The sequence below is a fragment of the Marinobacter santoriniensis NKSG1 genome (assembly GCF_000347775.1).
GTDB lineage: Bacteria > Pseudomonadota > Gammaproteobacteria > Pseudomonadales > Oleiphilaceae > Marinobacter > Marinobacter santoriniensis.
The window spans coordinates 157233-177091 of record NZ_APAT01000021.1 but is presented as its reverse complement, the minus strand read 5'-3'; the positions used below and the strand labels follow the sequence as shown (position 1 = coordinate 177091).

At 59.2% G+C, this 19859-nt stretch carries 19 protein-coding genes and 1 pseudogene; 18 read left to right on the top strand and 2 right to left on the bottom strand.

Annotated features, from left to right (window positions below; all coding sequences use genetic code 11):
* Positions 1 to 21: 21 nt before the first annotated feature.
* The gene (locus MSNKSG1_RS14185; protein ID WP_008939977.1) at positions 22 to 558 is read left to right on the top strand and encodes a GNAT family N-acetyltransferase; all 537 of its coding nucleotides are present in this window, start codon (positions 22 to 24) and stop codon (positions 556 to 558) included.
* Between the two features lie 32 nt (positions 559 to 590).
* Complete coding sequence (locus MSNKSG1_RS14180) at positions 591 to 938, top strand: hypothetical protein (protein ID WP_008939976.1); 348 nt, start codon at positions 591 to 593, stop codon at positions 936 to 938.
* Here MSNKSG1_RS14180 and MSNKSG1_RS14175 read toward each other — a convergent pair whose 3' ends face one another.
* Positions 939 to 2135 (bottom strand): MFS transporter, encoded by a 1197-nt coding sequence (locus tag MSNKSG1_RS14175; RefSeq protein WP_008939975.1) that lies wholly within the window; start codon positions 2133 to 2135, stop codon positions 939 to 941. It abuts the gene before it with no gap.
* 203 nt (positions 2136 to 2338) lie between these two features.
* Between MSNKSG1_RS14175 and MSNKSG1_RS14170 the strand changes: the two are divergent.
* From MSNKSG1_RS14170 to zntB, 13 genes and pseudogenes are all read left to right on the top strand, one after another.
* A pseudogene (locus tag MSNKSG1_RS14170) lies at positions 2339 to 2654 on the top strand (VOC family protein).
* A complete protein-coding gene (locus MSNKSG1_RS18965; RefSeq protein WP_008939973.1) occupies positions 2651 to 3091 on the top strand; it encodes an SRPBCC domain-containing protein in 441 nt (146 codons plus the stop codon). Before MSNKSG1_RS14170 ends, MSNKSG1_RS18965 begins: the two are co-directional and overlap by 4 nt.
* Positions 3092 to 3328: 237 nt before the next feature.
* On the top strand, positions 3329 to 3571 hold the full coding sequence (locus MSNKSG1_RS14160; RefSeq protein WP_008939972.1) for a type II toxin-antitoxin system Phd/YefM family antitoxin: 243 nt from the start codon (positions 3329 to 3331) through the stop codon (positions 3569 to 3571).
* Entirely contained in the window at positions 3568 to 3831 is a 264-nt protein-coding gene (locus tag MSNKSG1_RS14155) for a Txe/YoeB family addiction module toxin (protein WP_008939971.1), read from the top strand. Before MSNKSG1_RS14160 ends, MSNKSG1_RS14155 begins: the two co-directional genes overlap by 4 nt.
* Before the next feature lie 9 nt (positions 3832 to 3840).
* Positions 3841 to 4242, top strand: coding sequence for a GFA family protein (locus MSNKSG1_RS14150; protein ID WP_008939970.1), 402 nt, complete (start codon positions 3841 to 3843; stop codon positions 4240 to 4242).
* Positions 4243 to 4310: 68 nt separating this feature from the next.
* Positions 4311 to 4952: a hypothetical protein gene (locus MSNKSG1_RS14145; protein ID WP_008939969.1), complete on the top strand. Its 642-nt coding sequence runs from the start codon at positions 4311 to 4313 to the stop codon at positions 4950 to 4952.
* Positions 4942 to 5859, top strand: coding sequence for a sulfurtransferase (locus MSNKSG1_RS14140; protein WP_008939968.1), 918 nt, complete (start codon positions 4942 to 4944; stop codon positions 5857 to 5859). Before MSNKSG1_RS14145 ends, MSNKSG1_RS14140 begins: the two co-directional genes overlap by 11 nt.
* A 252-nt stretch (positions 5860 to 6111) precedes the next feature.
* Entirely contained in the window at positions 6112 to 6429 is a 318-nt protein-coding gene (locus MSNKSG1_RS14135) for an EF-hand domain-containing protein (protein WP_008939967.1), read from the top strand.
* Positions 6430 to 6746: 317 nt separating this feature from the next.
* Positions 6747 to 9239: a galactose oxidase-like domain-containing protein gene (locus MSNKSG1_RS14130; protein WP_008939966.1), complete on the top strand. Its 2493-nt coding sequence runs from the start codon at positions 6747 to 6749 to the stop codon at positions 9237 to 9239.
* Positions 9239 to 10267 (top strand): hypothetical protein, encoded by a 1029-nt coding sequence (locus MSNKSG1_RS14125; protein ID WP_083871077.1) that lies wholly within the window; start codon positions 9239 to 9241, stop codon positions 10265 to 10267. The genes MSNKSG1_RS14130 and MSNKSG1_RS14125 overlap by 1 nt, the downstream gene beginning before the upstream one ends.
* 135 nt (positions 10268 to 10402) lie before the next feature.
* The gene (locus tag MSNKSG1_RS14120; protein WP_008939964.1) at positions 10403 to 11431 is read left to right on the top strand and encodes a hypothetical protein; all 1029 of its coding nucleotides are present in this window, start codon (positions 10403 to 10405) and stop codon (positions 11429 to 11431) included.
* A gap of 378 nt (positions 11432 to 11809) precedes the next feature.
* Entirely contained in the window at positions 11810 to 13051 is a 1242-nt protein-coding gene (locus MSNKSG1_RS14115; RefSeq protein ID WP_008939963.1) for a Glu/Leu/Phe/Val family dehydrogenase, read from the top strand.
* A 38-nt stretch (positions 13052 to 13089) separates the two neighbouring features.
* Positions 13090 to 14067: a zinc transporter ZntB gene (zntB, locus tag MSNKSG1_RS14110; RefSeq protein WP_008939962.1), complete on the top strand. Its 978-nt coding sequence runs from the start codon at positions 13090 to 13092 to the stop codon at positions 14065 to 14067.
* Between the two features lie 16 nt (positions 14068 to 14083).
* Here zntB and MSNKSG1_RS14105 read toward each other — a convergent pair whose 3' ends face one another.
* Positions 14084 to 16186 (bottom strand): molybdopterin-dependent oxidoreductase, encoded by a 2103-nt coding sequence (locus MSNKSG1_RS14105; RefSeq protein WP_008939961.1) that lies wholly within the window; start codon positions 16184 to 16186, stop codon positions 14084 to 14086.
* Positions 16187 to 16519: 333 nt separating this feature from the next.
* Between MSNKSG1_RS14105 and MSNKSG1_RS14100 the strand changes: the two genes are divergently transcribed.
* The 3 genes from MSNKSG1_RS14100 to MSNKSG1_RS14090 are packed head-to-tail and all read left to right on the top strand — an operon-like array spanning position 16520 to position 19836.
* Positions 16520 to 18130 carry a methyl-accepting chemotaxis protein gene (locus MSNKSG1_RS14100; protein WP_083871074.1) on the top strand — a complete coding sequence of 537 codons (1611 nt, stop codon included), beginning with the start codon at positions 16520 to 16522 and terminating at the stop codon, positions 18128 to 18130.
* A 10-nt stretch (positions 18131 to 18140) separates the two neighbouring features.
* The gene (locus tag MSNKSG1_RS14095) at positions 18141 to 19052 is read left to right on the top strand and encodes a homocysteine S-methyltransferase family protein (protein ID WP_008939959.1); all 912 of its coding nucleotides are present in this window, start codon (positions 18141 to 18143) and stop codon (positions 19050 to 19052) included.
* Positions 19053 to 19068: 16 nt separating this feature from the next.
* The gene (locus MSNKSG1_RS14090; protein ID WP_008939958.1) at positions 19069 to 19836 is read left to right on the top strand and encodes a CLCA_X family protein; all 768 of its coding nucleotides are present in this window, start codon (positions 19069 to 19071) and stop codon (positions 19834 to 19836) included.
* Positions 19837 to 19859: the final 23 nt, after the last annotated feature.

Here is a 19859-nt window from a genome sequence, read left to right as displayed (position 1 = left end):
TCTCAATAGGGTTTCTAGAACATGAAGTTTTCGAAGTATCGCGAGTCTGATCGACAGGAAATCGAGGCCCTGTTTACCCGGACGTTCTCTGATTCAGAAGGTGAGTCTGAGGGAAAGCTGATTGGGCATTTGGTGCATGAGTTGGTGAACGGCACCAAAACTGATGACATGTTCGGGTTCATCGCTACCGAGCAAGGGCCGATAGTCGGCTGTATCTTTTTCACGAGATTGTCATTCGGCTCCCCCGTAAACGCTTTTATGTTGTCACCCGTAGCCGTTGATACAGAGCATCAGGGCAAAGGCGTCGGCCAGAAACTGATTAATTTTGGCATTGAGCGCTTGCGTGAACTGGATGTCGAACTCATTTTTACCTATGGTGATCCGAACTACTATTCGAGAGTGGGTTTCGAGTACGTACCTCAAGAGGTTGCGGAAGCGCCGTTTAAACTAGCCCATCCAGAGGCTTGGCTGGGCCAGTCGTTGGATGGAAGCAGTCTTGAGCGCCCACTGGGACAGGCTTGTTGCGTTGAGGCATTCAATAATCCTCAGTATTGGTAACCCTATCTACCGGCCCGCCGTCAGGAACGAAAGTGAATTACAACAATCGCATTTTTCGAGGCAGGACGAACTCCGAGAACGGCGAGGTCGGAGGTCAAACCAGGTTTCATTATCGGCAAAATGACGATCGGGTGTGGGCCACCTATAGCGGTGGCGAGGTCGTCAGCGGGCACCTCCAGGGAAAGGTCCATGCCGACGGCAGCCTGGAGTTTGTTTATCACCATGAAAATGTCGATGGTGAGCTGATGGCCGGGAGGTGCGTCTCAACTCCAAGCCAGGATAGTGCCGGTACTCTTGTGCTTAAAGAGAATTGGCAATGGTTTACCGGAGATCGAACATCCGGCCGTTCGGAAGTTGAAGAGATCACCGACGATTCCTGATCACGCCTCTGCCCGATCCCGCCGAATCAGCAGTACCAATGCCAGCGCCGCCAGTGATCCCATAACAGCGGCGAAACTGATCCCGGTCGTCGTCAGGCTGGTCAAGGTTGCCATCACGCCCAGGCCGATGACCGGCACTGAGATCGCGACATAGGCCACGACAAAGAAGGTGGACGTCACTGCGGCCTTCTCGCCAGTCGGGCTGGCCGAGGCGATCGCGCCCATGCCGGCCCGGAATGAAATACCCTGGCCCATACCGGCAATCACAGCACCGATGATGAACAGGGTGAGGGATTGGTTATAGATGCCCAGTGCGATCGGAATCACCCCGAGCATCAGGGACACGCAGCCCAGAGGAAGGCGCAGCCTGAGCGGCAGTCTGCCCTGCAGGAACTGGCCCAGAGTTGAGGCGATGAAGATGCTGCCGGCGACGACGCCGATCAGCAACCGATTGTCATAGCCCAGGACCTTGCCCATCATCGCCGGGGCGATGGATGTGAAGAAGCCGCACATGGCGAAGCCGGCAAATCCGGCAATGGCGGCGGGAATGAATACGCCAAGGACTTCCGGAGGCACACTCAGGCGCTGGATGGACAGTTTGGGGTGAGCGGGTTTCGAAACGGTCTCCGGAGCCGCCCAGATGCAGCACACTGCCAGCACGGCCATGGCGATGTGCACCAGAAAGGTCAGGTGCAGTGGCCAGGGCAGATACTCGGAGAGGGCGCCGGCAAGCATGGGCCCGAGGCCCAGCCCACCCATGTTCGCCGCGGTGGCAAAGAAGGTGGCCTTATCCCGCCAGTGGGGCGGGGCCAGTTCAAGGACGGCCACCGTGGCCGTGCCGGTAAAGATCCCGGCGGACAGCCCGGATAACACCCGGCCGGTCAGGATCATCGCCAGGCCATTGGCCTGCCAGAACACCAGGTCGCTGATGATGGAGCAAGCCAGCCCCGCAAACAGTAATGGCCGGCGGCCTACCTGATCAGACCAGCGTCCCGTCAGCACCAGGGCGGTAATCACACCACCGGCATAGGCTGCAAAGATGATGGTGATCATCAGATCGGAAAAACCGAATCTGTCCTGGTAGATGGGGTAGAGCGGGGTCGGCATGGTGGTGCCGATCATCGTGACACTGAAGGTAAAGGCCGCGCCCAGGAAAATGAGTAGCGGAAACCACGGGTGTTTCTTGGAGGGGGCCATCGTTCACTCACTCTATCTGGCGTCTTATTTATGAAATCGCAATCAAGGAAGAGCACAAGGGTATCGACTTTCCCCCTGATTATCCTCCGTCTGTTCATGTCCACTGCTATATTGGGTGCTACGCGGTCTACTTGCTGGCCTGGAAATCGACCTCCATGCAACACACCATCCACCAGATCTACAAAGCCGAATCCCGTCGCGTTCTGGCAACGCTGATTCGCTTGCTCGGGGATTTCAGTCTCGCCGAGGAAGCGGCGCGATTCTATGCCGGTGTGTTTCCGGATTCGTCGGTGGATGGCGTGTGGCGGGCGCCGGGCGACTACCCCGCTGGCAAGCAGGGCGATGTACTGACGGTGCAGTTCACGGTGCTGGGTATTCCCTGGCAGATCACACCGGTGGCAGGCACTGACCGAGGCCATTAGCGACCCGGACCCTGCGGCCGCCCAGCGGGCTTTTAACGCCATGATGCAGATGCGGAAGATTGATATCGCGGCGATTGAGGAGGCACGGAACGGATGACTGACGACAGAACGCTACGTACCTCCAGGTCCCTACCTTTCTCCCCGGAAGAGATTTACGGGGCATTTGCTTCGCCAGAACTGCTGGCCGCATGGTGGGGACCTGAGGGCTTTTCAAACACCTTCGAAATTCATCAGTTTACGGAAGGGGGGCGCTGGAAGTTCGTCATGCATGCCCCTGACGGGACTGACTATCAGAATGAGAGTACGTTTGAAGCGCTTGAACCAAACTCGAAAATAGTCATTCATCATGACTGCCCGCCAAAGTTCCGGCTCACCGTTGAACTTACTGCGGAAGGTCGTGGAACGCATGTAACCTGGACTCAAGTGTTTGAAGATGCTCAAACCGCCCAGGCCGTCAAAGAAAGGGCAGGTCCTGCAAATGAGCAAAATCTTGATCGGCTCACGCGCGTGCTTGAGCAGGCAGAGACGCCATGAACTCCACATCCTCGCTAGCTCTATTCGGCGTAATGGCTATCCTGGCGCTGATACCGGGTCCAGGAATACTGGCTGTCGTGGCTCGGAGGCTTGCTGCCGGTTTTCGTCACGGTATTTCGACGGTCGCAGGAATTGTTGCACTCATTAGCTAACAGATCCTTTCAAAACGTTCGTCTTGACGTACGTACTAAGAAGCGTACACTTTGATCAGAAGTTAAACACGCAAAGAGGTGCGTCATGACCGGAATCACAGCAACTGAGGCGCGCAGCAACCTTTATCGGTTGATTGACGAGACAGCCGAGTCCCACCAACCGATCGTTATCATGGGTAAGCGAAACAAAGCCGTCCTGGTTTCCGAGGAAGACTGGTCGGCGATTCAGGAAACACTTTACCTGCTTTCCGTGCCTGGTATGCGGGAGTCTATTCGCGAGGGTATGGATACCCCGGTGGAAGAATGCGATGAGGAGCTGGACTGGTGACATGGAGGTTGGTTTACACCAAGCAAGCCCAGAAAGATGCAAAGAAGTTGGCCTCAAGCGGCCTCAAGCCAAAAGCCCAGGAACTGTTAGCGCTGATAGCGGAAGATCCATACCGTAAGCCGCCCCCGTTTGAGAAACTCATTGGCGATCTTGCGGGAGCCTATTCACGCCGCATCAATATTCAGCATCGCCTGGTCTACGAGGTACTCGATGATGAGCAAGTGGTGAAAGTGCTCAGGCTCTGGAGCCACTATGAATGAGGAAACCCGATGACTGCTCATTCCGGTTCTTGCCTGTGTGGCACCGTGCGATTTGAAGTGCACGGGGATTTCGACAGCTTTTACCTGTGTCATTGTCACCATTGCCAAAAGGACACGGGCTCGGCTCATGCGGCAAATCTGTTTTCGCAGTCAGCCAAACTGACCTGGCTGGCGGGTGCAGAGGCTGTGACGTCCTTTACGCTTCCGGGTACCCGCCACAACAAGAGCTTTTGTAAGTTGTGTGGTTCAGCATTGCCAAACACTCAGATCGCAGGTTTGCTTGTTGTTCCCGCAGGGTGTCTGGACACGGAAGTCTCTGTGTTGCCAACGGCGCACATCTTCACGTCGAGCAGAGCCGTTTGGGACGGGGAGATTGGTGAGATTCCAGAGTTCGAGGGGCTGCCGGAGTGAGCTAAGATCACATAACCAGAGGCTGTTGCCCAGGGTGCCATTATCCAGACTGTAACGACGGTATAACCATGCCCTCATCTGAGGTAATTCTTGCTGGTCTTAATGCGATAGCCAACCAGTGGCGGTTACTTGCCATCTTTTGGCATGGCTATTTCATCGTTCTCCTTTTCGGGCTTGTTTTTGGCGTTCGCCCGCGAACGCAGAGGATCGGTTTACTGCTCGTGCTTCCATTGTTCTCCGTCGGCATTCTGGCGTGGCTCCACGGCAATCCATTTAACGGAACCGCCTTTGCGCTTACGGGTATTGTTCTGGCTGCGATTGCCGTCCGTTCGTCGCGAGAGGCTGTGACCGTTGCACCAGCGTGGGTGGCTGTTCCAGGCGCATTGATGGTTGGGTTTGGCTGGATATATCCTCATTTTCTCGATAACGCGACGCCTTTGGAGTACCTGTACGCCGCCCCGACGGGGCTCATCCCGTGCCCAACGCTCTCAATCGTCATTGGCTTCACTCTGCTATTGGGCGGGTTGAGATCTCGGACATGGTGTCTGGTGCTCGCCATCATGGGCCTCTTTTATGGTGTTTTCGGAGCTGTTCGGCTCGGGGTCACACTGGACGGTGTTTTATTATTCGGTGCATTGGCGACGGCTTATGTTGCATTCTCGCCGCTGCTCAGAACAGTCAATGTCAAAGGAACAGTCGATGAAAGGTGAATGTCTCTGCGGTAACGTGAAATTCGACATTGAAGGGGAGATTCGAAACCTCTATCACTGTCACTCCCCCCTCGTTTCCACCGACTGGCTGCAGGACAACCTGGCTAACGACCGCCTGGTACTGATCGACGCCAGTATGGTCAATGTGATTGGCAGGGAGCCGATCGTTTACGACGCTCCCGTGTTCATCCCGGGCAGCTACCGGATCGACCTGGAAGGAACGCTCTGCGATACCGAATCGCCCCAGGTTCACGCTTTTCCGACAGAAGCGCAGTTCACGGCGGAAGCCCGAAGGCTGGGCATTACCCCGGAAAGCCTGGTGGTGCTGTACGACAACCAGGGTATCTACTCGGCACCCCGGGCCTGGTGGATTCTGCGGGCAATGGGCCTCAAGCAGGTGTTTGTGCTCGATGGCGGCCTGCCTCAGTGGTTGGCCGAAGGGCGTGATACCGTTTCTACGCCGGTGGCCGAGGCGGCCACGCCGGGCACCGAGGTGGGCAAGCTCGATCGCAGCCTGGTCCGGGATTCAGGCTACGTCTTCGAACATCTGGAGGACGAGGACGTAACGGTGATCGACGCGCGATCACAGGCGCGTTTCCTGGCGCAGGCGCCGGAACCCCGGCCCGGTGTGCGTGGGGGCCATATCCCCAATTCCCTCAACCTGCCATTTGCGGAGGTGCTGGAGGGGTATCGATTCAAGCCTGCCAGCCAGTTGGCGGATACGTTTGCCCACCTCGCGCCCTCCCTTCACCCCGGCAGCGGGCAGCAACTGGTGTTTTCCTGTGGTTCCGGCATCACCGCCTGCATCATTCTGCTGGCAGCCGAACTGGCGGGGTACTCCCGGTTGTCACTCTACGACGGCTCCTGGGCAGACTGGGGTAGCAACGAGGCGTTGCCGGTTACGTAGCGTAATCCCGCGCGCAATCACGGTTGCCCATGGCCATCATGGAAATTACCTAGGCGGTGTGAGTGATCAAAAAACGATCAGTGCTGTCTAACCGGTGATTCCGATCCAGAGATATTCACCTCGTCGGTCGGGAAACCAAGGACTGCACTTCACGATTCGTTGTTTGGCGTCTTGTGTGGCCCCCCTTCAGTCAGGGATCCGCAAGCGATTTTGGTGCCAGGATCCTGCTGACAACGAAACAGGAGTTTCATTATGAAGATCTGGATGTTGCCTCTCGTAGCAATTACCTTCGCTATTTCCTCCCTGGCCTATGCCGAAGGCGACTATCAATCAGGCGGTAAGGCTGACCGGATGGACGAAAAAGCCATGAACGCACCCAGCTTCCAGCACATGGATGCCAATGGTGACGGCAAAATCAGCGAAGACGAACTCAACGTCTATGGCAGTTCAGCGGCTGGTAAGGCCAAGGCGCAAGAGGAAAATCGCATGATGAAAATGCATGAGATGGATCTTGATGGCGATGGGAATATCAGTAATGACGAATACGAGAAGGGTATGATGTCCAAGTAGTCGACCCGATTCGTCTGTAACCCCGGGAAACCGTTAGTGGAAAGACCCCCAACAGGAAAAGGTAGCGGCTGTCGGTGCCACGCACCGGCAGCCCCAGAGCCAGCCTGGTGTTAGGAGCTCTGGCTCTGAACCGTATTAGACCTCCTCCTCCTAATCTCATCTCTCCCGATTTAAAAAAAACAAAAAAAGTGAATCCAGCTGCAACTTTCTCCGAATCCGGCGCGTAACCCGATGTGGCTCCCCGGTTTTTAACCGGGTGGAAATACAACAATAAGGCAGAGGCGCACACAGGGCGGCTCCTGCCAGGAGAGAGCTACATGTCTATAAAACAGCATTACATGCGAGCATCTTTAGCATCGGCAATCGCACTGACCATGGCCGGCACGACGCCAGCGTACGCTGGCCTGCTGGGCGGTCTACTCGGTGGTGATGGTGAAAGTGCCGGCGACGGCTATCCCTCGGAAGTCACGGGCGATGGCGGTTCCTTCAGCGAACCCTTCGCCGAACCCACCATTCAGGTAGACGATCAGCAGGTAGCGACAGACCAGCGTTGCATCACCGATAGCGACGGCTCCCTTCAATGCAAGCCGGCGGCGGGCACGATTGCCGTGTTGGGTGACGGTCGTTTCCTTTATCTGAATGCCCTTGAAGGCACGGAAAACGCGGAGCTCGCCGTCATTGCGCAGTTTGGCGAGATTTCGGTGAACGATCAGTCGCGCGTTCTGACACTGGGCAAGAATGACCAGCCGAGCTGGGTCAAACCCTCGCCGATTGACGGCGGGGCCAATCCCGACGGCAACGACAGCACCACGCTGACCGGCGGGCTGCTCGATACTGCTGATAACACTGCCAAGAACGACGGCGCGCTGTTCTGTGCCGACGTTGCGTTTCTCGCGGATGGCAGGATGATCGCGGTCGGCGGTACCGACTACTATTCCGAGCCCGGCATCGACGATGTGCCGGTCGGCGTGGTGGAGCTGGAAGGCCTGAAGTCCTCCCGGATTTTCGATCCGGAGAACAACACCTGGAGCCAGAGCGGCGACATGAATTTCGGCCGCTGGTATCCCAGCCTGGTGAGTCTGGCCAACAGTGACCTGTTTGTGGCCAGCGGTGTCACCAAGCTGCTCAAGCCGGTTTACCCGGACGATCCGATCCAGTCTGGTCGTAACGTCGTCCAGACTGAAACCTACGATACCGACAACGGTACCTGGAGTGACAACGGCTCGACCGCACAACGCTCCTTGCCGCTGTTCCCGCGTATGCATCTGCTGCCCAACGGCTACGTCTTTTACAACGCCGGCGGTCAGGCCTTCAATCCCTTCGGACAGGCCTATGACCAGGCGTTGTGGAACATTGTCGGCGCCTACAATCCTGAAACCAGGCAGTGGACCGATCTGGGCTATGCAGGTCTGCCGCTCCGGCTCAACGACGTGGGCCTGGACGCACTGAGCACTACCCTCAACCCGACCAACCTGAGCGCGGACCAGGTACAGCGTCTTCTGGGTGATCTGGTTGGCCAGACCATGGACGATCCGACGTCGGTCATTGGTCAGCTGCTTGGCATCCCGGTCGACGATCGCTCCCTGGAGCGCGCCATCGGTTCCGGCATGCGGGGATCGACCTTCTCGATCCAGCTGCCTCTGCGCCCGGACAGCAACGGTGGTTACCACAAGTCGGAGTTCCTGACCGCGGGTGGTGTGCCGACGTATGTAGCGGCCGGCAGCCCGGGTGGTTACCTGCCCGTGTCGTCATCGCGTATCGATACCGTCGTTACCAATGGTGACGAGATGGCGTATGAATCGCGTCTGACCGGTTCGCTCAATCAGCCCCGCTGGTATGGTTCGGGTGTGATGATGCCGGACAACAGCGTGATGGTCTTCTCCGGTGGCACCCGCGATGGCGTGGTGGCGACCGGGCTGGAAGGCGCGATCATCCAGGCCGAGCGTTTTGATATTGAAACCGAAACCTGGCAGCCCATGGCGCTGGCGCACCGTGAACGTACCTACCACAACACCGCCGTACTGATGCCGGACGGTCGGGTTCTGGTGGGCGGCCACTCGCCGATCAATACCGCCTACCTGTCGTTCATCAACCTGGACGAGCTGGGCTTTGCGGATTATGCCGGGCGTGATCCGTCGTTCGAGATCTACACGCCGCCTTACGCTGCAAGGGATGATCGCCCGACGATCCAGAAGGCGCCCGTCGCACTGCTCACCAATGGTGGCGAATTCGATATCCACACCGACCGGACGGACATCGATCAGGTGATGCTGATTCGCCGCAAGGCCACCACGCACCTGGTGGACGGCGACCAGCGCACCGTCGTGCTGCCGATCATCGACCGGAACAACAAGACGGTGACCGTGAAAATGACCAGCAACCGTGCGGTTCTGCCGGCGGGCCAGTACATGCTGTTTGTCAGCTACAAGGCAGACGACGGCATGCGTTTACCGTCGAAGTCCACGCCCGTCAGTGTGCTTGCCGATCCTGGCAACCCGTCCGGCCCGCTCACCCAGCAGGTTGAACCGGCACCGGAAGACAGTGACGGCAGTGGCGGATTGCTCAGCGGCCTGCTCAGCAGTGGCGACAATGGCGGTTCGCTGCTGGACCCGATCTTCGACCTGAGCTCCGGCGGTATCAGCGCCGTACCGACCCTTGGCCAGCTTCAGGACGGTACCCCGCAGTTGCTGAACGAAGCCGGTGTTGCAGTCGAAGGCGGTGCCTCGGTCTTCAAGCAGACCGTGGATGGCGCACCTGTCGCGCTGGAAGGCCTGATTGTCGACTTCACCAGTCTCAGCGGTAGCCTGTGATGAGTCGCTCCACACGCAGCCTCCCCCTTCGGGGGGGGCTTTTGAGAGCGTTCCTGGTCGCCAGCCTGTTATGGGCAGGGGTCGCCTATGGCCATGGCGGTGGTTCGGAGGAGGGCAAGGGTACGGTTCGGGCGGTGCTTGACCCCCTGCCGCCGGAACTGTCGGCACTGCGGGTGCAGTTGCGCCGGACGCTGGCTCCCCAGCTGCTGGTGGCCAATCCAACGGACAAGCCACTGACCGTCGCGGATGAACAGGGCCGCACCTTCCTTCGCATTGGCCCGGAACAGACTGAGGGCGATCTGGGCGCAGCAGCGTTCCACCGTTCCAATACCCTGATGGCGCCCGGCACGATTCCGGCGGACGCGTCCGGCGAGCCGCGCTGGACGGTGGTGGAAGCTACGCCGAACTGGGGCTGGTTTGATCTGAGGCTGCGGACAAGTTCGATCGACGTTCCGCACCAGGTTGTGGACGCCGGTGAGCGTGTCAGCGTTGGCCAGTGGTCGGTACCGGTGCGGCTGGGCGAAACCGAAACGGCGATCTCAGGCCATTTCGAGTATGTGCCCACCGCGAAGGGCATCGCCCAGGCGCAGGTGGTGGATGCCGGTGCTTTGAAGGGGCAGGCGTTGGTAAGAGCCATGCCCGGCAGCGCCCGTCCGGGGCTGTTTGTCTCGTACCGGGGCGATGCGCCGGTGACGCTGATGGGCGCGCAGGACGAGCCTTTCCTGCGGTTTTCATCACAGGGTGTTGAAGCCAACCTTCACAGCCCGACCTGGGCCCGGGTCGCGCCAGCCGGTTCTCGCTCATTCACCGAGGCAATCGACGATGCCGACGTTCGCTGGGCAAAGATCTCGAACGGCCGGAGTTATGGCTGGATCGAACCGCGGGCGGCCTATGCCGACACGGTTGAGGACCCCACCCGAACCCACGTGGTCAAGCGCTGGCAGATCCCCATCCTGATGGGTGACAAGAGCAGCCGGATTGAGGGCGTGACCCGATGGGTGCCCGTTGAGTCGGTTGCTGCCAACTGATTGTTGTCTCTTCCCCGGGCAGTCTCGCACGTGCCCGGGATTTTTTTGTCCATTTCCTGCCGGTGTCGATAGTCTTCCAGAGCGTTCTCGGGGAAGATAGCCGCCATGTGAGACTGAACCCGTGCGAGACCGGCGATGAAGATAACAAGGAAGAACCTGTTCGATGCCGCGGAAGAGAAACTCATTTCTCCCGAGCAGGCCGAAGCCCTCCTCGAGTTTTTCGAGGCGCAGAACAAGGACGTCCCCCGCTTCACGTTCACCCATGTGCTGTATTACCTGGGCGGCCTTATCGCCATTGGCGCGATGACCCTGTTCATGAACCTGGGGTGGGAGGCCTTCGGCGGTGCGGGCATCGTGTTCATTTCGGCGGTGTACGCGGCCCTGGGATTAACGGTCACCAACGTATTGGCCGCCAGGCACTTGGCGATTCCCGCTGGCATCTGCGCGACCTTCGTGGTGTGCCTCACGCCCATCGCCATCTATGGCCTGCAGCAATGGCTGGGTGTCTGGCCGGATGAGAGCGTTTACCGCGACTATCACCGGTACATCAAGTGGCACTGGCTCTATATGGAGCTGGGGACCCTGGCCGTTGGTGCGGTCATCGCCTGGAAGTACAAATACCCGTTCCTGATCATGCCCATCGCGGTCACGCTCTGGTACCTGTCCATGGATCTCACGGCCATGTTGTCCGGTGGCGATTTCGACTGGGAATTGCGCAAACTGGTCTCGCTCTACTCCGGCCTGCTGATGATCGGCCTGGCGATCTGGGTGGACCTGCGTTCCCGCCGGAAGCTGGATTACGCCTTCTGGATCTACATCTTCGGCGTAATGGCCTTCTGGGGTGGCCTGTCCGCCCAACAGTCAGACAGCGAGTTCTCGAAATTCCTGTATTTTGTGATCAACCTGGCCATGATCGGCGTGGGCGTGCTGCTGATTCGCCGGGTTTTCGTGGTGTTCGGCGCCATCGGCAGCTGTGGTTACCTGGTGCACCTGGCGTCGGATGTCTTTGAGGACAGCTGGCTGTTTCCCATCTCCCTGACAGCGATTGGCCTGGGTATCATTTATCTTGGAATCCTCTGGCAGAAACATGAGAAGGCGATTGCCGGGAAAGCCCGTCGAATACTTCCCACTCCTATAAGAGAGTTGCTGGACTCACGGTCATGATTCTGTTCCCTGAAAGAACGTGAAATCTGGAGTTTCGTGCTCCGGTTGGGCATCGTCATGAATTCCAGCTTTGTCGCGTCAACCAATCGTGGAAGCATCGGAAGGTAGCACCTATGCTGTCTGGCAAGAGCGATGTGTTCTATGTCTTATCGCCTTCCGTCACCGAAGCGGACCAGTGCGTCGACATGGATCGGATTGAGAGCGATGAATTCAAAGAGCGGACGAAAGCCGCTCGTCGCATACACGCGGGGACTGTCTCGGAAAGATAGCCGCACAACTGTATGGCGGCGTGCTCCTCCAGAAGCCTGGTGATTGCTGCGTCTTCTGTTCCTGAGGTTCCGTGTCCGCCCATTCAGGAAAACCCGGGGAGGAAATGCCATGACTTATAATTTTTTGGATGAAAGTGGACAGATTCTTCGGGAAGCCGGCCGTATCGGCGGGATAGATCCCAATGTGATGGCCTTTCTCGAGGCTCCGGGCCGCGTGGTGTCCTTTCGGATACCCCTGAAAATGGACGATGGCAGTTTTCGCGTCTTCGATGCCCACCGGGTCCGTTATAACGATGCCCTCGGCCCCAGCCGGGACGGTACCCGGGTTTCCCCGGATCTCGACCTGGATGAGGTGAAATCCCTGGCCTTGATCATGTCGATCAAGCACGCCGCTGGCCGGATACCGGCGGGTGGAGGCAAGGGCGGAATCGAGGCCGATCCGCGTGAGCTGAGCCCGCGGGAATTCGAGTCGCTCTGCCGGGCTTATATCCGTTTTCTGAGACCTCGCGGGCAAGCCTATGATGTGCCCGGTGCGGATATCGGAACCGACCTGCAGACCATGAGCTGGATGCTGGACGAGTACGAGTCGATTACCGGTTATCACGAGCCTGCAGCCGTCAATGATAAACCGCCGATTCTTGGTGGGTCGTTGGGTGGCTATGAAGCCACCGGGAGCGGCGTTTTCGACGTGTTCAGGGTGGCCGCGGAACAGGCCGGTCTTGAAATTGACGGGCTACGCGTTGCTATCCAGGGATTTGGCCAGGTTGGTTCCGTGGCGGCGAGCAAGTTCCATGATGCCGGGTGCGTCGTGGTGGCGGTCAGCGACAGCCGTGGTGGCGTCTTTGCGAAAGAGGGGCTGAATATTCCGGAGCTTCTGGAGCACAAGCGAGTCACTGGAAAAGTCGCTGGCTTTGCCGGCAGCCAGGACTTGTCCGGCGGAGCAATGCTCGAATGTGACTGTGATGTCCTGGTGCCGGCGTCGGTGCAGGGCGTGATTACCGGGGAGAATGCAGGCAGGATCAAGGCCCGGATGCTGGTGGAGGCTGCCAATGCCCCGACCACGGTAAAAGCCGAAGCCCTGTTGCTGGAAAAAGGGACGATCATTGTGCCTGATGTGCTGGCCAATGCCGGCAGTGTCCAGTTGTGCCAGATGGAACGCAGCCAGGGCCTCTCCGACAATTACTGGGATCTTGAGACGATCAACCGCCTGAGACAGGAGCGATTGGCAAAAGCCTATCGGGAAGCGGTGGATACTGCCGCCGGGCATGGTTTGAAATCGGTGCGTCTGGGGGCCTGGATCAATGGCCTCAAGCGGATGGAAGAGGCGATGCATCTGCGTGGCTGGTGTTAGCCCACGGGTAGAACATAATCCGCCGACAAGGGAGTTCCATGAACGACAACAGCGGTCTGATTTTCGCCTTTACACTGGATGGCAACGGCGGTGGCAGCAAGCTCGATCTCGATGCCGTCCGGCAGTGGCGTCCGGACAGTGGCCGCCCGCTCTGGGTGCATTTGGATTACACCGGCACCGATGCCCGGGATTGGCTGCAGAATCACAGCAACATGGATCCGGTGATCGTCGAGGCCCTGACGGCGGCGGAAACCCGCCCACGGAGCCTGGTGCACCGGGATGGCATGCTGGTGATCCTGCGTGGGGTAAACCTCAACCCGGGGTCCGATCCCGAGGACATGGTCTCCATCCGCTTCTGGATCGACTCGGATCGCATCGTCACCCTGCGCCATCGCCGGGTGATGGCAGTAGACGACCTTCGACAGGCGGTTGAGGATGGCGACGGGCCGACCGGCTCGGGAGATTTCCTGAGCCAGCTGGCGGATCGTCTGGTACAGCGCATGGGTGGGGTGATCTCGGACCTGGACGATACTGCCGACTCGCTCGAAGATGAGGTGATTTCGGAGCAGACCTACGATCTCCGCCAGAAGATCGCCAATGTTCGCCGCACGGCGATTTCCATGCGTCGTTACCTGGCCCCCCAGCGGGATGTGATGGCGCGCCTGCACACGGAGAAGGCGGAGTGGCTCCACGAGGATGACCGCATGCGTCTGCGTGAAATTGCCGACCGGACCACCCGGTACGTCGAGGATCTCGATGCCATCCGGGACCGCGCCTCGGTGACCCAGGAAGAGGTGAACGGCCGGTTGGCGGAGCGCATGAACCGGACCATGTACATCCTGTCCATTGTCGCCGGCATCTTCCTGCCGCTCGGCCTGCTGACCGGACTGCTGGGCATCAACGTCGGGGGCATTCCGGGTACCGATAACAGCTGGGCCTTCACGATTTTCTGCGGGCTGCTCATCGTCATTGCCGTTGCCCAGGTCTGGGTGTTCAAACGCAAGAAGTGGATGTAGCGTGCAGCCGGCCCTGTCAGGCTGGCTGCACGGATACCCTCGTCCCGTTGAATGCGGCGTTGCCGGTGAGCGCATCAATGCGTTGGCCGTCCGTGATGTCGTTGATGCTCACCCCCGGCTGCGATTCGGCGATGGACATCCCGGTGTCCGGGCGGTTATGGCCCCAGCCCTGGGGAATGCTCACCACCCCTTCGAACATGTCGTCGTCGATTTCCACCGGCAGCTGAATGCTTCCCACCGGGCTGGCCACCCTTGCTGTCTGGCCGTCCTCCAGGCCCAGTTTCCGGGCATCGGCGGGATTCAGCTGCAGGGTGCAGGGGGCTTTTCCTTTCACCAGCCGATGGGAATTCTGGGTCCAGGTGTTGTGGCTGCGGGGCAGCCGCCGGCTGATCAGCGAGAAGGGGTAGTCGCTGTCTGCCGCCCGCTCCAGTAGTCCGGAGCTATCCAGGCGTTGCAGGTCGTCCAGGTACAATTGTGGGGCGATGTGAATGAGCCCGTCTTCGGTCTGAAGCCGTTGTTCCAGGCATGGTTGCAGAGGGCCGAGGTCCACGCCGTGTGGGTTGGCTTTCAGGGTTGCCAGGCTCATGTCCTGTTCGCCGTAGGCCCCGTGCCTGAGTCCCGCGTCGAGCATCTGTTCCGGTGTCACCCCGTCGTCATCCAGCCCGGTCAGGTGCAGGGAAAGATCCCGAAGGATTTCCCAGTCGTGTTTCTGGTCCGGTGATTTCTCGACCATCGGTTCGGAGAACTTGGCGGTGTTGCGTACCGCGAAGGAATGGAAGAAGACGTCGTAATGGGGCACTTCGAGGCCCGTGGTGGCCGGCAGGATGATGTCGGCGTGCCGGGTGGTCTCGTTCAGGTAGATGTCCACAGATACCATGAAGTCGAGGGCTTCGAAGGCCTCCTCCAGGCGGGCCCCGCCGGGGGCGGAGAGCACCGGGTTACCCGCTACGGTGATCATTCCGCGGATCTGGCCGTCGCCGGGGGTGAGGATTTCGTCGGCCAGGGTGGCTACCGGGAATTCGTTATTGAAGTAGGGCAGCTTTCGTACCCGCGATTGGTGGCGGCCGTAGGAGCTTGGCTTTCCCTTCTTGTTGCGGACCAGGTCGAAGGCGGGCTGGGGAAACATGGCGCCGCCCCGGCGATCGAAATTCCCGGTCAGGATATTCAGCACGTTGTTCAGCCATTGGCACAGCCCCCCGAAGGATTGTGTCGAGGCGCCCATGCGGCTGTAGCACACGGCACTCCTGGCCCCTGCCAGGTCCCGCGCGAGCTGGCGGATGGTGGGTGCGTCGATGCCGCAGGCCTCTGCCACGGTTTCCGGAGAATAGGCTTTTACCGCGTCGGCCAGCGATTCCAGGCCGTCGATCCGTGACGCCAGGTGGCCAAGGCTCACTCTCTGTTCATCAAACAGGGTATGCACCAGTGCCAGCATCAGCAGGGCGTCGGTTTCCGGGCGGATAAACAGGTGTTGATCGGCTTTCTTCGCGGTTTCGGTGCGGCGGGGGTCGACCACTACAATCTTGCCGCCCCGTTGTTGAATGGCCTTCAGGCGCTTGCCGACCCCCGGGGCCGTCATCAGGCTGCCGTTGGAGACGATCGGGTTGGCGCCGATGATCAGCATGAAATCCGTGTGATCGATGTCCGGAATCGGAATGAGCATGCCGGCACCGAGCATGTAATTGGATGCCACATGATGGGGCAGCTGGTCGGCGGAGGCAGAACTGAATCGGTTATTGGTGCCGAGCGCCTTGAAGAATCGCGGCAGCATGATGGCGTTGCCGAAGTTGTGGGCATTGGGGTTGCCGAGGTAAACGCCAACCGCGTCCTTTCCGTGGGCTTCCTGAATCCCACGGAAACGGGTGGCGATCTCTTCGTAGGCCTGCTCCCAGCTGATCGACGTCCAGCCATCGGCGGTTTTCCGGATCGGTGTTTTCAGGCGGTCCCGGTCGCTGTAGAAGTCCTGGAGCGCAACGGCCTTGGGGCAGATGTGGCCCCGGCTGAACGGATCGTCCTTGTCGCCTTTGATCGACAGGATCTCGCCGTCACGGTGCTGGATTTCCAGGCCACACATGGCTTCGCAGATGTTGCAGGTCCGGTAGTGAGTACGGATGTCGCTCATGGGAAGGGCCTCGTTCGAGCAGCTGTTGTTATTGGAAAGGATTGAGTGTGGCACACAGGCGAGCAAAATCAGACGGTCAGAAATGACATATCATTGGTTGATTCCGCCAAATGGAAGCATGAAGCCCTGACTGGTTTTTGATCGGGCTCAATAATTGGCCATTCGATGCTGCCTTATTCATTTAGTGAACTATGGTTATAACTTGGCAAGCTAATTGCCTCTGTTTTCCTGTATCAAAAAAATAAAATGGGCGCGTGACGGATTGTTTCCCTGCGGATGATCAGCATACCGAGGGGGCGCGTTGCGGCCTGGGCATAAACGGGTAGCGCTTTCATGAATACACACAGTTTAAGGACCCGCCTGTTGGGGCTGGGTGCCATCTTCTTCGTCCTGCTTGTTGCACAGACATTGCTCACCGCGTGGACAACCCAGCGATCGCTGACACTGTCCCAGGGCCTTGCCGACAAAACGCTGGTCAAACTCAACCTGGCTCACGGGGCCAAGCTTTCGGTGGTTCAGGTTCAGCAGTATCTCTCGGATGTGAGTGCGACCCGCGCACGGGATGGCCTGGACGACGGGTTGGCACTCGCCCGGGAGCAGGCGGATCGGTTTCGACAGCAGATCAATGAGTTAAAGGCGATCGATCCGGATGGTGTGAGCCAGTACGAAGCGCTGGAGAAGGACTTCGAGCCGTATTACCGGATTGGTGCCGAGATGGCGCAGGCCTATATCAGTGGCGGGCCGGCAGCCGGCAACGCCATGATGCCGGACTTTGATCAGGCGGCTGCAACACTCGGGGAGAATCTGGACCGTTTTGTTGCGGACGCCGTGGCTACCACCGGCGCCCACACCGCAGAACTCACCGAAGGCGCCCACATGGCGAGGAACTGGGGATTGGTGATGTCCGCTGTGCTTCTGTTGGGCCTGATTGTGATGATTCTCCTGAATTTCCGGGGCATCCGGCAGCTTCCTGCCGTAACCGAGGCTCTTGGTCAGATTGCCGGCGGGAATCTGACCGGTGCGGCGTTGCCCGTAAAAGGCAAGGATGAGGTCAGTGCGCTGGCTCAGGCCACGAACAGCATGCGGGATCAGTTGAATGGTCTGGTCGGCGGTATCCTGCACGCCGCAGACGCGCTGGTTGCGTCGGCCACCCAGCTGTCTGCCGGTCTGGGGCAGGTGAGCCACCAGTTGCACAGCCAGAACCAGGAAACCGAGCAGGTCGCCTCGGCGATGGAAGAGTTACAGGTGAGTGTGGCAGAAGTGGCCAGCCATACGTCGTCGGCGGCTGAAGCGGCGAGCCAGGCGGACGCGAGTGTCTCATCGGGTCGGGACATACTGGAGCCTCTGCTGGCGGACATTGAGCGACTGGCGAAAGAAATGACGGACACCTCGTCGATGATGGAAGAGGTAGAAAAGGAATCGGGGGAGATTGGCGGCATCCTGTTGGTCATACAGGGCGTTGCGGAGCAAACCAACCTTCTCGCCTTGAATGCCGCCATTGAAGCCGCGCGGGCTGGCGATGCCGGTCGGGGCTTCTCGGTGGTGGCCGATGAGGTGCGTGGCCTGGCGGCCAAGGTCCAGTCCGCGAGCCAGGATATCCAGAAAATGATCGAGAACCTCCAGTCCCGGATCAAAACCGCCGCGTCTGCCATGGAGAATGGCCGCGTGACCGGAACCCGGAGCGCCGACGGCGCGGCGAGCGCACAGCAGCAGTTCGATGCGATCCGGGAGGCGGTGGCCCGCCTCAACGACATGACCACCCAGATTGCATCGACAACGGAAGAGCAGAGCTCGGTGTCCGAGGATATGAGCCGTCGGCTTCAACAGATCAGTCACGCCTCCACCGAAGCGGTTGGCGGTGTCCGTGAATCCAGTGAGGCGGGTTCCTCCCTGCGTGGGGAGGCGGATCGTCTGAAGGAAATGGTGGCCCGGTTCGTGGTTTAATGGCCTCACTATGAAACAACTCCTCGAAGACAATCCGATGGTTCTGATGGAAGCGGCCATCGTTGAGCAACTGAGACGTTCCGGAGAGGTCCGTCTCCATGAGACGCTCGTCAACGCGCCGCTGATATATGACCCGGCTGCCAGGGATGTCATGGGCGCCCTCTATCTGGACTATATGAGACTGGCAAAGGATGCGGGTTTGCCAATGCTTCTCTGCACGCCTACGTGGCGAGCGAACCAGGCAAGGGTGCAGGCGTCCGGGGTCAGCGAGACCGTCAACCCGGATGCGGTTTCCTTCCTGAAAGAGCTGCGCGACTCACAAGGCTATGGCGATGATCGTGTGAAGATTGGTGGCATGATCGGATGCAGGAACGATTGCTATCAGCCAGATGAAGGGCTCTCCGCTGAAGAAGCCGAGCAGTTCCACGCGTGGCAAATCCGGCAGCTCACCCGCGGTGGTGTGGATTTCCTGATTGCCGAAACGCTGCCGAACGTCCAGGAAGCGCTCGGTATCGCAAAGGCCATGGAGGCGACAGGCGTTCCGTATATCATCAGTTTCGTGATTTCCAGGGACGGCCGGGTGCTCGATGGTTCCAGTCTTGAGGTGGCCATTGAGGTGATTGATACCGGCACTGATCGGCCACCCCTTGGCTACATGGTCAATTGTGCCCATCCCTCTTTCCTGTGCCCGGAACAACAGCCGGGCCATGTGTTCAATCGATTGATCGGCTATCAGGCCAATGCATCGTCGCTCGATCATTGCGATCTGGAAAACTCCGAGGCGTTGCAGGCCGACGATGTGGTTGAATGGGGACAATTGATGTTAACGCTCAACCAGTCGTTTGGGGTGAAGATACTTGGTGGATGCTGCGGAACCGGTATTGAGCACCTGCAATACCTGGTAACGCACAGGAAACGCTGAGAGCTCTCGTATTTCCATGGCAAGAACCTTCTACCGCCGGGGCCCCGACCACCGGGCCGGCTCTGCCGTCACCTTCCTGGATGTTCGTCGCCGATTCCAGTTTCGCACTGTGGAGATCGGCCGCTGGGTGACCGAGCCGGAAAAACAGCGAAGCGCTGCTCTGTTCTACGATGCCCTGTGCGATCTGATGAGCATCCTCGGCGGCACGGAATCCCTGATTTCCCTGCGCGGTTCCCTGGCGCTGCAATACGGCATCGGCGGTCGCCCGGGTGTCTCTGCCCACTACACGCCGGCCACTCGCAGCTTTGCCCTGGCCAAGAATGCCGGCCCTGGCAGCATCGCCCATGAATGGTTTCACGCGTTCGACCACTACATCGCCGACAAGCTGTTCCCCGGCACCGGCAACGGTGATTTCGGCTCCCGCCTCTGGCTGAGCCGCGAAGACCCCATTGCCCACCCGCTCAATGACCGCCTTCAAACCTGCTACCGGACGGTTCTGCTCAATGCCGCCGGCACCGAGCCCAGCGATCTCTTTCGCCAGTCCGCGAAGGCCGACAAGGCGGCAGGCGTGCACTACTACAGTCAGCCCGAAGAGCTGTGTGCCCGGGCGTTCGAAGCCTTCGTGCAGGATGCGGCGTGCAAGAATGCGTTTCTCGTGCGAGGTACTCGGGAATCCGAGGAAGCAAAGCTCGGGCTCTATCCACAGGGCGAGGATCGGGAGCGGATCGGTATCGCCTTTCGGGACTATTTCATGAACCTCGGGCGGGCACTGAAGCGTTCCTGAATCCGGGCATCGCAGAGACCGTT

Coding starts and splice junctions, on each gene's coding strand:
- MSNKSG1_RS18965 (WP_008939973.1), top strand. CDS start 2,651: ATGACTGACGACAGAACGCTACGTACCTCCAGGTCCCTACCTTTCTCC.
- MSNKSG1_RS14100 (WP_083871074.1), top strand. CDS start 16,520: ATGAATACACACAGTTTAAGGACCCGCCTGTTGGGGCTGGGTGCCATC.
- MSNKSG1_RS14145 (WP_008939969.1), top strand. CDS start 4,311: ATGCCCTCATCTGAGGTAATTCTTGCTGGTCTTAATGCGATAGCCAAC.
- zntB (WP_008939962.1), top strand. CDS start 13,090: ATGAACGACAACAGCGGTCTGATTTTCGCCTTTACACTGGATGGCAAC.
- MSNKSG1_RS14135 (WP_008939967.1), top strand. CDS start 6,112: ATGAAGATCTGGATGTTGCCTCTCGTAGCAATTACCTTCGCTATTTCC.
- MSNKSG1_RS14090 (WP_008939958.1), top strand. CDS start 19,069: ATGGCAAGAACCTTCTACCGCCGGGGCCCCGACCACCGGGCCGGCTCT.
- MSNKSG1_RS14160 (WP_008939972.1), top strand. CDS start 3,329: ATGACCGGAATCACAGCAACTGAGGCGCGCAGCAACCTTTATCGGTTG.
- MSNKSG1_RS14140 (WP_008939968.1), top strand. CDS start 4,942: ATGAAAGGTGAATGTCTCTGCGGTAACGTGAAATTCGACATTGAAGGG.
- MSNKSG1_RS14185 (WP_008939977.1), top strand. CDS start 22: ATGAAGTTTTCGAAGTATCGCGAGTCTGATCGACAGGAAATCGAGGCC.
- MSNKSG1_RS14105 (WP_008939961.1), bottom strand. CDS start 16,186: ATGAGCGACATCCGTACTCACTACCGGACCTGCAACATCTGCGAAGCC.
- MSNKSG1_RS14130 (WP_008939966.1), top strand. CDS start 6,747: ATGTCTATAAAACAGCATTACATGCGAGCATCTTTAGCATCGGCAATC.
- MSNKSG1_RS14115 (WP_008939963.1), top strand. CDS start 11,810: ATGACTTATAATTTTTTGGATGAAAGTGGACAGATTCTTCGGGAAGCC.
- MSNKSG1_RS14175 (WP_008939975.1), bottom strand. CDS start 2,135: ATGGCCCCCTCCAAGAAACACCCGTGGTTTCCGCTACTCATTTTCCTG.
- MSNKSG1_RS14120 (WP_008939964.1), top strand. CDS start 10,403: ATGAAGATAACAAGGAAGAACCTGTTCGATGCCGCGGAAGAGAAACTC.
- MSNKSG1_RS14095 (WP_008939959.1), top strand. CDS start 18,141: ATGAAACAACTCCTCGAAGACAATCCGATGGTTCTGATGGAAGCGGCC.
- MSNKSG1_RS14150 (WP_008939970.1), top strand. CDS start 3,841: ATGACTGCTCATTCCGGTTCTTGCCTGTGTGGCACCGTGCGATTTGAA.
- MSNKSG1_RS14125 (WP_083871077.1), top strand. CDS start 9,239: ATGAGTCGCTCCACACGCAGCCTCCCCCTTCGGGGGGGGCTTTTGAGA.